Below are 14000 nucleotides of genomic sequence, written 5' to 3' on the forward strand. Positions count from 1 at the left end.
CCGAGAACCCGTATCCGCAATCTGATCAAGCTTGGTACCAGGACTCGAACAGCTGTGAGTCTTGGGCTGAGTTCTAAGGGGCCGTATCGCCTGGCAAGAACCCTTGCCACGCAATCGGGAATGACCAACAAGTGGTTGGCGCAACAGGGGCTCGTCTCTGTCAGGGAGCTATGGATTAAGTTTCACTATGCTTGATGAACCGCCTAGTGTGGACCCGCATGCTAGGTGGTGTGGGGAGGGCGGGTTAGAGACCCGCCCTTACCCGATTAGCCGTATGATGCATTTGTTCATACAAGTATGACTTACTCTTGGTCATTTGAATCATTCTCAAGTGCAGCAAATTTTTCGACCATTGTAGGATTGCCTCGGGTCAATTTCTTAATGGTTAGATCTTCGGCTTTGTCATTGGCAAGCCTGAGATTATTAGCGGATTTATGAAGTGCTTGTTTTGTTTTTTCCAGATCTTTTATTGCTTCATCTATACGCTTTACAGCTTCCTCAAAGCCATCCGAAGCTAGCCGCCAATTTCTACCGAATGCGGTTTTGAATTCGTCCAGCTGAGACTCGAAATTAGTAATGTCTATGTTTTGCGCCCTTACTTGAGCAAGTTCCGACTTGTATTTGAGTGAATTCTGAGCTGCGTTACGAAGCAATGTGATTATTGGGATGAAAAACTGAGGTCTTACAACATACATTTTAGGGTGGCGATGGGAAACATCGACTATTCCGTTATTATAGAGCTCATTATCAGACTCTAGTAGCGAGACAAGTACAGCATACTCGCAGCCTTTTTCATTACGATCTTTATCAAGCTCTTTGAGAAAATCTTCGTTTTTCTTTTTTGTTGCTGTTTCATCGCCCTCATTCTTCATCTCGAACATGATCGAGACTATTTCAGTTCCGTCTCCATCAGAGTCTTTGAAGACGTAATCTCCCTTGCTGCCACTACTTGCGTCATTGTCCTTTTCGAAGTAGGCGTTCGGAAACGCAGTGGCACGAATACTGTTGAATGAGATTTCGCAGTGCTGCTCTAAAGTTTCACCAAGCATTTTAGTAGAAAGCTTTGCTTTGAAATCTTTGTAGTAAGCAATCAACTCATCCTTGGCTTTCAACTCAGAGCCATGAGTCTCCTTCATATTAGACTCAAGAAGCTTGTGCTCAGTATCTTTTGCCTCAAGTTTATTAACTAGATTGTCTCGCTCTTTTTCAACCGAACTGATTGCTTCTGTTATGACGAGCTTCTGCTCAACTTTAAAGGTCTCAAGTTTTGTCGCGAGTTGCTGTATTTCTGCATCCTTTTTTGCGATTGCTTCCGAGACAGCGAGGTTCTTCGCGACTTCACCGCCTTCAAGCTTGGCCTTCAATTCTTTTATCTCCGCGTCTTTCGCGGAAACATCCTTCTGCATCTTGCTTTTTACAGTTGTACTAGCCAGCTCAACTGCATTTAGTTTTTCTTTCTCGGCCAGCGTCAGACGTTCATCCAACTGGTGTTGGAAATCACTGTCACGTACTTGCTTCAGGATATCGGCATATCCAGCTTCGTCGATCTTGAACGCCTTTTTACAATTGGGGCAAATGATTTCGTTCATAAGAATATTCCTTCTTTAGCGCCTGATCGCTCTTGTTAGCGCTTATAAGGCATCAATAATCGTTTTAAGTGCATCAATATTTTCATCAGCGACATCACCTCTTTTGAATTTTACGATTATATTTAAAGGCTTCAGGTCTGGCCTGCTTGGTTTATCTATATCCAGAAAAGTCTCGAAATCATCATCAAATGCATAAATAGTTTTAGTTAAAGCAGTTTTTCTTTCATCTATAAACGTATTAACAATGCCATGCACGCCCGCATCATTATCGGAGTCAAGCAGTACTGAGTGGCTTATACCAAGCTCGGTCAATAAAGTTATATAACGATGGATATTGAATTTACCCAGTGCATCAAGAAGGTAGATGTGCCGGTCTTTAAATTCTGGCCACTTTTCATTAAAGAGAAAATCAATAAATATTTTCTCGGATGCGCCCTCGCAAATAATTACATGTTTAGCAAAAAACATAGATGCTCTTTCGGCATCTAGCCACATGAAATATCGAACAGCTTCTTCTTCAAGTTTTTCTGCAGGATTCGGGATGTCATCCCTCAGTCTTTGAGTGCGAATTCTTTGCTTAATGCCGTCGTCATAGTCATCTGAGTTTAGGCAATCACAGAATCTTTTATAGAGTCCGATATTGCTATCGAAAACTCTATTAAGAGCCTCTTCCTTGACCTGGAATGAGTTTGTTTCGCCATTAATCTTCGAAAGCCGGATTATTCCTTCAATTTGATCGATTTGTTTGCTGACAAAATGCGGGGAATGGCTTGATATTAGGACTTGTTCTGGCTCTTGAGAGGCAAGCGTTCTTAAACTTAAATGCAGTGATTCCTGTTGAGCGGGATGTAGGAATGCCTCAGGTTCCTCATATAGGAATAATGTAAAGTCGGGGTCGAAATCTTTTTTCTTTGTTGAAGAGGGGGCAGCATACTTTGCCGACAATTTAATTAATGTAAATATTAAATGCCTCTGAAGTCCCTGGCCAAATGAGGATAAATTTATCTGCTTACCCCCAAGATCAACATCTTCAATGTAGTGGGATAGCAGATTCTTTACTATATCCTCTGGCCTTATTGGGTTAACAGATACGCCAAATCGAATATTCCATTGATCAATATCCGAATTAATATCGTCTATGAGGGAATTGATAGAGAAACCATCTTTAGAGGCTTCATCTTTAAAATCGGTATTGAATGTATCAAATGCAGTTTTTAATCCATCAAAAGTCGCACTCTCAAGGACGGCTCTTTTCATTACAAAGTTCACCATTTCACGAAATGGTGAGGGCCCTGTTAACTTTAGCGTTTCATCAGTTTTGCTAACAGCGGGGATATAAATAACGTTACCTAGTTTCGCTTGAGATACGTTTTTGGCGCCATAAAATAAATTGCCAGAAAGCTCGCCTCCTTCATATGCGTAAATATTGCTTTGGCTTGTTTTGACTAAGTCTTTGTTATCTGATTGAAAGTATTTTCTTACTCGCAAAATACTATCTTTCGATTTATATTCATCCTTTAGTCCAGCTTGCTCATCCGGCGTTGTCTCAAAAGCAAGCTCTACCCAACTTTCGTCATCATCGGTTTTGAATTTCGGAAAATCTGAATCCTTTTTGTACTTTATGCCACCATCTTCATAAAACAGACGCAACGCCATCAATATATTGGTTTTCCCGGCATAATTCTCACCAACCAGCATAGAATAATCAGACACATAGCATGTGGCATCTTTTATTGAACGCACATTATGAATGATGATTTCTCTGAGATTCATGTTTCCCTTTTCCGAGCGCTAACGCTTAGTTCAGCGGCCGTCGCGCCGCGCAAAAAATTGGCGGTGATGTCTCGTGATTTAGATAATCAATGTGCGCTACAGGTCGATCGCGGTCCGTTGTAACGCATTGTTGCACACTGCTATTCCTTATATAGGAAATTTTACGCCTTATGCTTATAACATGCATCAAATCATGGCCACACATCGGACAAATTGGCACTTCCCTATCCGGTTTTTCGAATACCTTTTCCAATTCTACTCCTAGTGTACTTCTTACCTTATCTCGCTTCTCTCGGGCACCACTGGCATATAACCCATAATATCTGACTTGATGTTGACCGGCTACGGCGACATGCCATAACACGCGCGTCATGAAATGTGCTATCGGCAATGTCATAGTTTTTCTTTTACAGTCATGATGGTCTTTGTAGCAAAAAGTCACACGTTGATCATCAGCGCTTATAATCTGTTGGTTTTTGATCGTTCCACCCCTGACATATCGGGAAAGGTAGATTGCTACGCCATCGCCATGCTTGTAGGCGCCCTGTATTCGGATATTCCAGTTCTTTCGCGAAACTTGTCGCAACACCCGACGCCATTCAAGTTCTGTCCACTCTGGCGGAAGCGTAATTTCGTTATTGGCATATGCTTCATTTAACCTACTCAGCCATTTGCCACGAAACTTCGCTTTCAGAACACCAACCGGTAATAAGAAATCATTTTCCACGCGGCACACATCGTCGCTATGTAAACCTATACCGGTTACCAATACGTGCATGTGAGGATGAAAGATCTGGGTTCGGCCCCAAGTGTGCAGCGACGATAGGAGACCAACTTCTCCGCCAAGATACCGCTCGTCTTTTAATAACTCTCGCAGTGTCTCAGCAGTCGCCTGAAACAACTTGTCTGCACACCAGCGTCGATTGTAGTGCCAGATTGCATTGAGCTCATGAGGTAAGGTGAAAACTACGTGGTAGTGTTCGCACAACAACAATTTGGATTTGATCTTTTCGAGCCACTCCCGACTTTGTGATCCGTTGCAAAGGGGACAGCTGCGATGCCGGCAGGAGTGGGGCTGTCGCAACACATAATTATCATCACGGCATAACCATTCTTCATAGCCCAGTTCATCGCGCTGACAATCCATGATCGCTTGTGCCGCTTTGATTTGATCAATACTCAGTCCGTGCATCTTTCTATAGCTTTCAAACTCCGAACGAAATATACTTTGTAGTGTCGCTTCCATGCGATCTCCTTCATAAAAATAAACTTAAATGGCATGCCTTTTTATAGGTAATGTACCAAGCTTTCTCTTCCTTCTATTTGTGCAACTTATAAATATACCCCAGATGTGTCTGATATATCTGGGCCAATATTGTCGTGTATGCCGAATTGCATGTTATTAAGTAGCTGATTTACAATATGCACACCCATGGATAGGGGCATGTATATCAGCAAGAGGTAAAAAGACACATGGACGTTGTTAAGAAACCTATGTTGCTGGAGGTCGTCCGGCAGCGAATGCGGCTTCGGCATTACAGCATTCGGACTGAAAAATCCTACATTCACTGGATTCGGCGATTCGTTCGCTTTCATAACAGACGCCATCCCAAGGAGCTGGGTAAACAGGAGATCGAGGCCTTTCTCACCCACCTTGCCGTTGATCGAAAAGTGTCTGCCTCGACGCAGAATCAGGCTTTCAATGCTTTGTTGTTTCTCTACCGCGAGGTTTTGGAGCTTAAGATGCCGCAGCTTGATTCGGTAAGGCGTGCTAAAAAACCCAAACAGTTGCCGACCGTACTTTCGCCGGATGAGGTCCGACAGGTATTGAGTCACCTGGATGGTAAATACTGGATTGCCGCGAACCTGCTCTACGGCTCGGGGCTGCGACTGCTCGAATGCCTGCGTCTTCGGGTGCAGGATATCGATTTCAATCTCGCTCAGATCATGGTGCGAGGGGGAAAGGGCAACAAGGACCGTTGTACGATTTTGCCGGCGTCGGTGATCGATCCGCTGCAGGAGCATCTTGAGAAATTGCGCACCATCCATAGTCAGGATCTCGAAAAAGGCTTGGGTCGAGTATACCTGCCGGTTGCATTGGATCGCAAATACCCTAATGCCTCAAAAGAACTGTGCTGGCAGTTCGTCTTTCCCGCATCGCGTTACGTTGCTGATCGTGATACCGGGCATCAGGTCAGATTTCATTTGCATGAGAAGGCGCTGCAACGTGCGATTAAGTCTGCCGTCACGCAATCGGAAATCTCGAAGCGTGCAACGGCGCATACCTTGCGTCACAGTTTCGCGACCCACCTGCTACAGTGGGGTGCGGACATTCGCACCATACAGGCCCTGCTCGGTCATAAGGATGTCAACACCACCATGATCTATACTCATGTGATTCAAAAAGGCGGCATGGGGGTTCGCAGCCCTTTGGATTTATTGTGAAAGAGATCGTACCCTTAAAACAGCGGACCTTGTTGCGGTTTGTGATAGTTAGCCGGATGCTGTTTGCGTGTCAGCAGATTCCTGATGTGCCAGTGTTCGCTCTCGGGTATCGCATCATCGATGGTGATCTCACCACCCTGGTTGGTGGCGACCGGTTTGCCATCCTTGTATAGAATGCGATGACCTGCCTGGGCAGTAATGCGTTTGCCGGGCGTAACGATGCCGGTGAGGTTCAGGGGGTCCGCGCTGCCGATGCTGATCAGTTCATCGGCATCCTTACTTTTGCGTACCTCGCGCATCAGACTCACCGCCTCCGTCAGTGCAAAATGCTCGCCGGCAAAACCCTCGACGAAACGACCACCCCTGATCTCTCCCCTTGCCTCCAAACGGCGCAAACAATAGAGCAGGTCGCGCCAGGGAGGCAGATCGCTCTCACGCTCGAGCAGTTTCCTGAACACCACGCCATAGCGGGTCAGCAGAGTATGCGCGATCTGCTCGATGCGTTGTGTTTCATCCTCATGAGCGATTGGCGCCCGTATCAATGACCAGCGCCCACCAGAGGCGAGTGGGGTCTGCATGGTAGTGCGACGCCGGCTGCGCTTGCGGCGCTTCTCCGGCGTGATCATGGCACGTAATCCCTGGAACTGGTCTGAATTGACCAGCCCCCAGGCGACCAGTTCGCCCAGGGCGATCTCCAGCTGGGTTTTCAGCAGACCGGTCTGCTGTTGCAGATCATCGAAAAAACTGGCGCCCCACTGCTGCAGCACTTCCAATACCTTGACCGCGGTGATGCTCAGCCCCTCGGGTACTGCCGAGTCTGTCCGATACCAAACCGAGAGATGGGGGCGGAAGACGAAAGCCAGCGGGGTGGTCTTGATTGCCGGGTTTTTGCGTTTGTTCTGCTTGGGTTCAGTTGGATGCAGGCGCAGCCAGGCAAGCTTGCCCGAACCGCACAACTCGTCCAGCTCGCTGGAGAAGTAGGGCTGCAGCCGGGCGGGCAGGATCTCATCCTCCCAGCTGCCGGCGGGCACGCTGATCCCTTCGAGTTGCAGCATGACCCGTTCCAGCGCAGCAACACCCTGCGCAGGATCGTCCAGCCCCTGCCAGCTGAACAGGAAGCGCATAAAATCGGCGGGGCTAACCGGCTCGATTTCACGACGCAGCTGTTTCAGGGTATAGCGGTGTATCCGCGCCAGCAGGCCGCGCTCGCACCACTCGACCTCGGCACAATCCGGATTGAAACGACCCTGTATGACATAGCCCTCCTGCTCCAGACTGCTCAACGCCAGCACCACAGTTTCTGTCGGCAGATTTAAGGGGCGTGCCAGCTGCTCAACCGTCACCGGACCAAGACACTCCAGACAACTGCGCAGGATCTCCAACACCGCCGATTCAAATGTCTCGGCCTCATCTGCGGGTAGGGCGCTGATCATCGGTGATTGCTCATGCGCCGGGCAGATCTTCTGCATCGCCTGCAGCCGCTCCGCGCTGACCCATAAAACCCGTTGCCCGTTCGTGAGCCGGGTAGCGCGCTGTTGCTGCTGCAGATCAGCCAGATAACGCCGCCATGACTCGAGATCCGTTGAGGCGATTTCGTCCTCTTCGAGAAAGCCGGCGATCATCAACCCATCGTGGAGTTCGTCCGGATTACGCGGCTGCGGCCAGGCCTCTGCCTGCACCTGGCGGATCGCCTCGGGATTCAGGCGTCCCAGGTCGGCGGCGGTTTGCGGATCCATATGGCGACGCTGCCGGACCGCCAGCGCGCGCCGCTCCTCCGCCGGGGTGTCGTCGAGGAAAGCGTAGGGTCTGGCATTGAGAATTTCGAGTGCCATGGGCGACGGTGTCGGCAGTTCTTTTGCGCTTACCCGGATGCGTCCCTGCTCAATGGCATCCAGCACCCCCTTCAGTCCATCGATGTCCATCAGCTCGTGCAGGCAGTCACACAACGCCTGGTTCACCAGCGGGTGGTCTGGCACCTCCCGGTCACCCTGGATGTTTTCGAAACAGGCGAGCTGATCGGGGAAGACCAGTACCACCAGGTCTTCGGCATCGTTGCGCTGGAAGGGCGCGGGCACCCGCTTGCCGCCGCGCGTGCGGGGCACCGCCAGGGAGATATTGGTCACCCAGCGCCAGCGGGTCGGAAACATGGGCGCGGCCAGCAGGGCCTGAACCAATACCTGCTCGACGCTCTTTGATTTCAAATAGCCTGCCGGCTCTTCCAGGGGGAAGCTGTGGGTGGGCCCGAGGGAGAGGATCAGGTTGTCCTCGTTGGCGGCCGCCTGCAGTTCGAAATTGAAGCGGCGGCAGAAGCACTTGCGCAGGGCCAGGCCCCAGGCCTTGTTGATGCGGGAGCCGAAGGGTGCGTGGATGACGAAATGCATGTCGCCGGTCTCGTCGAAAAAACGCTCGAAAACCACATGTCTCTGACTGGGAATCACGCCGAAGAGCGCCTTTGTCGCCGTGAGATATTCGACCAGCTGCTCGGCGACCGCCGGGTCGAGACGATGTGTCTGCTGCAGATAATCCAGCGCTGCCTGCTGTCCCTTGTCTAATACTCCGTCGAGGGTTTCGCGCAGTCGGGAAACCGCGTGGGAGAGTTCGTCGGTGCGACCCGGCGCCTCGCCGAACCAGAAGGGGATTGAGGGCGGCTGGCCGTGTGCGTCCTCCACGAACACCCTGCCCTGCTCGATCTTCAACATGCGGTAGGAGAAATTACCGAGCTGGAAGATATCCCCCGGCATGCTCTCGAAGGCGAAATCCTCGTTCAGGCTGCCGACGAACAGCCCCTCCGGTTGCAGGATCACATCGTAATCGAACTGATCGGGTATGGCGCCGCCATTGGTGATCGCCGTCAGGCGGGCACTCCGCCGCGGCCGCAGCATGCCGTTGACCGCATCGCGATGGATGTAGTCGCCCCGCCTGCCCCGCCGGGTGTGAAAACCTTCCGCCAGCATCTTCACCACATCGAGAAAATCCTGCTCGGCAAGATTGTTATAGGGCCGGGCACACCTGAACGCCCGGTAGAGGGCCTGTTCATCCCACTCCCTGGCGGAGACCTCGGCGACGATCTGCTGGGCCAGGACATCCAACGGATATTCGGGTACCGGGATCCGATCGAGTTCTCCTCTGCGTATCGAATCCAGCATGGCCACCGATTCGACCAGGTCGTCCCGGCTGAGGGGAAACAGCCGCGCCTTGGGGGTACCGGTCAGCTGGTGTCCGGAGCGGCCCGCACGTTGCAAAAATGTGGCGATACTGCGCGGCGACCCCATCTGGCACACCAGTTCCACATCTCCGATATCGATGCCGAGCTCCAGGGAGGCGGTCGCCACCAGGGCGCGCAGGGAACCCTTCTTCAGGCGCTGCTCGGCGTCGAGCCGGTGCTCCTTGGCCAGGCTGCCGTGATGGGAGGTGACCGCCTCCTCGCCCAAGGTCTTGGCCAATGCCGCCGCGGCACGTTCGGCGAGCCGGCGAGTGTTGACGAAGATCAGGGTGGTCTTGTGCTGGCTGATCAGCTGCTCGAGCCGGCGGTAGATCTCATCCCAGGCCTCGTTGGCCATCACCGCCTCCAGCGGCGACCCGGTCAGCTCGACGGCCAGGTCCCGTTCACGCACATGGCCGGTATCGACTATGGTACAGGCCCGCTGCAGCGGATCGTCGTGTTGCCCGGTGAGGTAGCGCGCCATCTCCTCGATCGGTTTCTGTGTCGCCGAGATGCCGATGCGCACCGGCGGCCTGTCACACAACCGGGCAAGACGCTCCAGGCTCAAGGTCAGATGGGCACCCCGTTTGTTGCCCGCCAGGGCATGGATCTCGTCGACAATCACGCTGCGTACCGTCTTCAACATCTCCCGGCCGGAATCGGAGGTCAGAAGGATATAGAGGGATTCCGGCGTGGTCACCAGGATGTGCGGCGGGGTGCGCTTCATCATCGCCCGTTCCGACGAAGTGGTATCCCCGGTGCGCACCAGGGCGCGAATCGGCACATCGGGATAGCCCCCTTCCAGCAGCGCATCCCGGATCCCGTTCAACGGTTGTTCCAGATTCTTGTGAATGTCGTTGGAGAGGGCCTTCAGCGGTGAGACATAGAGCACATGGGTCTCGTCGGCCAGGGGAAACTGCAGCCCCGCCTGTACCAGCCGGTCGATCGCCGCAAGAAAGGCGGCCAGGGTCTTACCGGAGCCGGTGGGCGCCGAGATCAGGGTGTTCTGTGCCGCCTGTATCGCCGGCCAGGTCTGCGCCTGGACCTCGGTGGGCCGGCCGAACTGCCGCTCAAGCCATGCTGTGACTGCCGGGTGAAACTGGAACGATGACATTACCCCATGATAGCCCTATTTTCTTGCGGGGGGCGTAATCCTATACTCGATATACTGTTTTCGGCAGACAATAAAACCAACGGTGGAGGGAGCCTTGCCATGACAACCGTAATCATTGTAATCGCCGTTCTGATCGCCGTCCCACTCATCTACCTGGCCACCCTGGACGGCAATTTCGCGGTCAGGCGCTCGCTGGAGATCGCGGTCGATCAAAAGACCGTGTTCGACAAGATCCGCGATTTCCGGAGCTGGTCAGACTGGAGCCCCTGGCTGATGCACGAGCCCGACACCACCCTGGACTTCTCCGATACGCCGGACCGTGAGGGGGGCTGGTACAGCTGGGACGGCAGTATCGTCGGCGCCGGCAAACTGACCCATGAAAAATTTAACGGCGAAGAGAAGATCGAACAACGTATCGAATTCTTGCGTCCATTCAAGTCCGTGAGCCGCGTCTGGTGGGAGTTCGAACCCAAGGGTGAAGACAAAACAATGGTCCACTGGAACATGGCGGGCAGCATGCCGTTTCTGTTCCGCTTCATGGCGAAGAAGATGCCTGCTTATATCAGTAAGGACTACGACACCGGCCTCTACATGCTGCGCGGTGAGCTGGAAGCGGACGCGGAAGTCCCGCGCATGTCGTTTGACGGCCCGGTGGAGCTGCCGGAGCAGACCGCCCTGACCCTCCATTTCGAGGGTCATCTGGAGGCGATGAAAAAGGCCATGACGGAAGGCTTTCCACGACTTGGCCACTATGTCGATGAACAGGGACTGACCGCCACGGGTTGCCCATTCACCATCTACCACAAGGTCGATCTTAAAACGATGCACTTCGACTGCGACATGGCGATACCGGTAGCACCGGAGACCACATCGACAGAGCTTGAGGTGAAGCGCTTCAGCGGCGGACGCTACTACAAGACCACCCTGAGAGGCAGCTATGAATTTCTCGAACTCGCCTGGTACCAGGCCTACGCCCATCTGCAGATGAGTAAGATAAAACCCCTGCACAAGCAGGCATCGCGGGAGATGTATGAGAACGATCCCGACACGGTCAGCCATAGCAACGAGATTGTCACTTCGATCTACATACCGATCAAATAGCCCAGATCGCCAATCGAAATCAGGATCAACTCAATGGTAGCCATACCCTATTGAAATGTGGATGAGATATTGCTGGGCCTCAGCCTATGACAACCGCCAGCCCGGCTTGTAGGCCGGGCTTGTTTTCAACCTGCATTACTTAGGGCCTGTTAACACTCATCAAATTGGCCCTAGCACCAGACGCATCAACCACGGATCAATACGCCGGCGCTTCCGCCTCATAGCGAATACCGCTGCGCTCGGCCTGTTCGCGAATGGCGCTGTAGAGTTTGTGGTCCAGGGAACCCTTGGCGCCACCGGACTTTTTCACCTCCTGTTTAAGATACTCCTTACGCTGTGCCGATAACTCATTGATCTCCTCCTGCAGTACCTTACGCTGTTTAGCCTTTTCAGTGATCATGGCACGTTGCTCCTGCGGCGCCATGGCGCGTATGGAGGAAGGCAGATGGTCCTTCTTGATGGCATCGAGCTCAACCCGACCGCTGGCCACATCGTCCACCAATTCACTGTCACCCAACAGATTGGATTTTCCACTCTTGGATGCATTGAAGGTGGCACGGCGCGCACGGGATGCGACCGAGGCGGATTCATGCAACTTGTCAGCCGCCTGCAGTTTCTGGCGCTTCTTCTCCAACACCTCATCCGATCCATAGTAGAGACGGGTTTCATCCAACTTCTTCGAGAGTGTGGCCAGTTTCTCATCGAACGGCGTGCTGATTGCCACCGCGTTTCCGTCTTGAGAGACCTGGGCGTACTGCCCAAGACCGCCCTGGGCAATCTTGCTCCAGACCAGACGTGTCGGGGCGCTGTTGCCGGCCTGGATTGTATTGACCACGATACCTTTGGCGTTGGCCACCTTAAGGGTTTGCGGATACTTCACATCATCCTGATAGTCCATGTGGGGCGGCGCATCCCCCACCAGGAAGACGACCCGATAGGCATCCTTACCCTGGCTCCAGGAGATCTTGCTGACCGCATCATGCAGCGCCTGGTTGACGCTTTCCGGGCCGTCACCACCGCCTTCGGCGCGAAAATCCATCAGTGTCGCGTAGACCGAGTCGAGATCTTCCGAGAGATCCACGACTTGCGTGACATAGTTGTCCCCCCGGTCTCGATAGGCCACCAGTCCCATCTTGATTTCCGGCGCGGGTTGCGCCTGGGCCATGGTGGAGGCGATAGACCAGATCTTCTCCTTGGATGCCTGAATCAAGCCGCCCATGCTTCCGGTGGTATCCAGCGCAAACACCACTTCGATTTTGGGTCGTTCCTGGCTATTGGTGAACACCGCCGGCACCCGGACAGGATCAGGTGGTGGCATGTTAACCGCACCAACCTCCTTGAGGGCGGGATAGAACGCGATACCACCCGCGGTAAAAGTGAACAGTGCTGCTGCAATGATTTTCGATTTCATGATCGTCTCCATGTTGACTAACGAGAAGTTGATATCTTGGCGAGCGCGGCTTCAGCCGTGCGATGGGCAAGCTGAAAACCATCGTCCGTACTATCAACGGTGGTCGCCTGTTTGCTCGCTCGCTTCCAGGTATTGGGGATGAATACGAACAGTGCCTGGACGAGAAAAAAGCTCCACACACCGAGAAACAGATTGCCGGTTTGCAACAACGCCCATACCGAAGCCACCAAACCGAACAACACCAGGGCCAAGTCAGCCAATGCCGAGATGAGACTCGAGTAGAAATAGAGCGAGCGGATCAACCAGACAAGCCCAAGATGAGCCATGAGATATAGCGGCAGCCCCAGTCCCATCAGCCAGATAACAACCGCTGCCGCCAACCAGACACTTACACTGGTAAGGCGTCCGACCTTTTCGCCGCTTCGACGCAACAGATAGATCACATAGATCAATCCCATCGTTGCGATAAGCAGGTGTAGTACAAAATCGGTGACGAAAACTGTTATCAGCGCGCTAAAGAGCACACCCCCACCGATAGTGGCAACCAGCGCAACGCCGACGCCTTCCAAAAAGCCGGGCCGTTTCATGACTGCGTCCTCCTCTGTTTTTCACGCAGAAAGGCGAGTTCGATGTCGTCGTCGTTGACCGCGAACTGACGCATGAAATCCGGCTCGTTCCAACTATTGCGCTCATCCTCATCGCTATCGGAGCCGGCAAGCAATTCCGCCTTCTGTCGCATGGACTCGAGGCGCGAGCGGTTTTCATGAATACGTTTTTTAAGTGTCTCTCCCGCCTCCTGAAACTCCTGTTGCTTGCGGGCGAGATAGTTAAGATAGCGCTCCGACTCCAGCTTGCGTTTCAAAAGCGTCCGGGCCAATGCCTCGTTACCGGTATCGAAGCAGAGATCCAACTCTTCGGTCACCTGATCAAGCCTTGCCACAAGTTCGCTTTGTCGCAATGCGATTTGCTTCAACTCAAGCTCGATGACCTTGACCCGATGATCATCCTTGGTTAAGGCCTCTTCCATATCACGGACCGCCTGCTTGAGTAAGATTTCCGGCTCCTCCATGCGATCGAGAACCGCATTGACATCGGCTCGAAACAGTTGGGATACGCGTGTGATGAGTGCCATGACAGTCTCCTTGTGTTTGAATGTCTAAACACAGTCTAAGAGCGCGACGCCTTGGCGAGTAGACAGATTTCCGTAAAACAGTGGTAGGCAGATTTACATAGAATTTACATTTCTCATGCGATAACTTGGTAGCCTATTAATAGAGATATCTCTTTACTCCGTATCTGGTTGGGCAGTGAAAATTCAAAATGCATTTATTTGCGTTGATTTGCGGCCCAACAATCATTCGCGAA

General features: G+C 52.5%; 9 protein-coding genes and 1 pseudogene. 3 read left to right on the forward strand and 7 right to left on the reverse strand.

Annotated features, from left to right (window positions below; all coding sequences use genetic code 11):
* Positions 1-195, forward strand: a pseudogene (locus CODIS_RS21460) (group II intron maturase-specific domain-containing protein); the annotation flags it as partial.
* A gap of 107 nt (positions 196-302) precedes the next feature.
* Here the strand turns inward: CODIS_RS21460 and CODIS_RS18885 are convergent.
* The 3 genes from CODIS_RS18885 to CODIS_RS18895 are packed head-to-tail and all read right to left on the reverse strand — an operon-like array spanning position 303 to position 4608.
* Positions 303-1589: a DUF2130 domain-containing protein gene (locus CODIS_RS18885; RefSeq protein ID WP_069128215.1), complete on the reverse strand. Its 1287-nt coding sequence runs from the start codon at positions 1587-1589 to the stop codon at positions 303-305.
* A gap of 42 nt (positions 1590-1631) precedes the next feature.
* Positions 1632-3362 carry an ATP-dependent nuclease gene (locus tag CODIS_RS18890; protein WP_069128216.1) on the reverse strand — a complete coding sequence of 577 codons (1731 nt, stop codon included), beginning with the start codon at positions 3360-3362 and terminating at the stop codon, positions 1632-1634.
* A 25-nt stretch (positions 3363-3387) separates the two neighbouring features.
* The gene (locus CODIS_RS18895) at positions 3388-4608 is read right to left on the reverse strand and encodes an IS91 family transposase (protein ID WP_069128217.1); all 1221 of its coding nucleotides are present in this window, start codon (positions 4606-4608) and stop codon (positions 3388-3390) included.
* Between the two features lie 227 nt (positions 4609-4835).
* Between CODIS_RS18895 and CODIS_RS18900 the strand changes: the two genes are divergently transcribed.
* Positions 4836-5807: an integron integrase gene (locus CODIS_RS18900; RefSeq protein ID WP_069128218.1), complete on the forward strand. Its 972-nt coding sequence runs from the start codon at positions 4836-4838 to the stop codon at positions 5805-5807.
* A 14-nt stretch (positions 5808-5821) separates the two neighbouring features.
* On the opposite strand, the gene CODIS_RS18905 is transcribed toward CODIS_RS18900, so the two are convergent.
* Positions 5822-10123 carry a DEAD/DEAH box helicase gene (locus tag CODIS_RS18905; RefSeq protein ID WP_069128219.1) on the reverse strand — a complete coding sequence of 1434 codons (4302 nt, stop codon included), beginning with the start codon at positions 10121-10123 and terminating at the stop codon, positions 5822-5824.
* A 99-nt stretch (positions 10124-10222) separates the two neighbouring features.
* On the opposite strand from CODIS_RS18905, the gene CODIS_RS18910 reads away from it, so the two are divergent.
* On the forward strand, positions 10223-11224 hold the full coding sequence (locus tag CODIS_RS18910) for an SRPBCC family protein (protein WP_069128220.1): 1002 nt from the start codon (positions 10223-10225) through the stop codon (positions 11222-11224).
* A gap of 196 nt (positions 11225-11420) precedes the next feature.
* Here the strand turns inward: CODIS_RS18910 and CODIS_RS18915 are convergent, their stop codons facing one another.
* From CODIS_RS18915 to CODIS_RS18925, 3 genes are read right to left on the reverse strand one after another with little or no spacing between them, the layout of a single operon-like run.
* Positions 11421-12635, reverse strand: coding sequence for a vWA domain-containing protein (locus CODIS_RS18915; RefSeq protein ID WP_069128221.1), 1215 nt, complete (start codon positions 12633-12635; stop codon positions 11421-11423).
* A 17-nt stretch (positions 12636-12652) separates the two neighbouring features.
* Positions 12653-13222 carry a hypothetical protein gene (locus CODIS_RS18920; RefSeq protein ID WP_069128222.1) on the reverse strand — a complete coding sequence of 190 codons (570 nt, stop codon included), beginning with the start codon at positions 13220-13222 and terminating at the stop codon, positions 12653-12655.
* Positions 13219-13767, reverse strand: a complete 549-nt coding sequence (locus CODIS_RS18925) for a PspA/IM30 family protein (RefSeq protein ID WP_069128223.1) — start codon at positions 13765-13767, stop codon at positions 13219-13221. Before CODIS_RS18925 ends, CODIS_RS18920 begins: the two co-directional genes overlap by 4 nt.
* Between the last annotated feature and the right edge of the window lie 233 nt (positions 13768-14000).

The sequence above is a fragment of the Candidatus Thiodiazotropha endolucinida genome, assembly GCF_001715975.1.
Lineage (GTDB): Bacteria > Pseudomonadota > Gammaproteobacteria > Chromatiales > Chromatiaceae > Thiodiazotropha > Thiodiazotropha endolucinida.

Bases quoted from the DNA above. Each gene is read 5' to 3' on its own strand.
- CODIS_RS18885 (WP_069128215.1), bottom strand. From the start codon at position 1,589: ATGAACGAAATCATTTGCCCCAATTGTAAAAAGGCGTTCAAGATCGAC.
- CODIS_RS18890 (WP_069128216.1), bottom strand. From the start codon at position 3,362: ATGAATCTCAGAGAAATCATCATTCATAATGTGCGTTCAATAAAAGAT.
- CODIS_RS18895 (WP_069128217.1), bottom strand. From the start codon at position 4,608: ATGGAAGCGACACTACAAAGTATATTTCGTTCGGAGTTTGAAAGCTAT.
- CODIS_RS18900 (WP_069128218.1), top strand. From the start codon at position 4,836: ATGGACGTTGTTAAGAAACCTATGTTGCTGGAGGTCGTCCGGCAGCGA.
- CODIS_RS18905 (WP_069128219.1), bottom strand. From the start codon at position 10,123: ATGTCATCGTTCCAGTTTCACCCGGCAGTCACAGCATGGCTTGAGCGG.
- CODIS_RS18910 (WP_069128220.1), top strand. From the start codon at position 10,223: ATGACAACCGTAATCATTGTAATCGCCGTTCTGATCGCCGTCCCACTC.
- CODIS_RS18915 (WP_069128221.1), bottom strand. From the start codon at position 12,635: ATGAAATCGAAAATCATTGCAGCAGCACTGTTCACTTTTACCGCGGGT.
- CODIS_RS18920 (WP_069128222.1), bottom strand. From the start codon at position 13,222: ATGAAACGGCCCGGCTTTTTGGAAGGCGTCGGCGTTGCGCTGGTTGCC.
- CODIS_RS18925 (WP_069128223.1), bottom strand. From the start codon at position 13,767: ATGGCACTCATCACACGCGTATCCCAACTGTTTCGAGCCGATGTCAAT.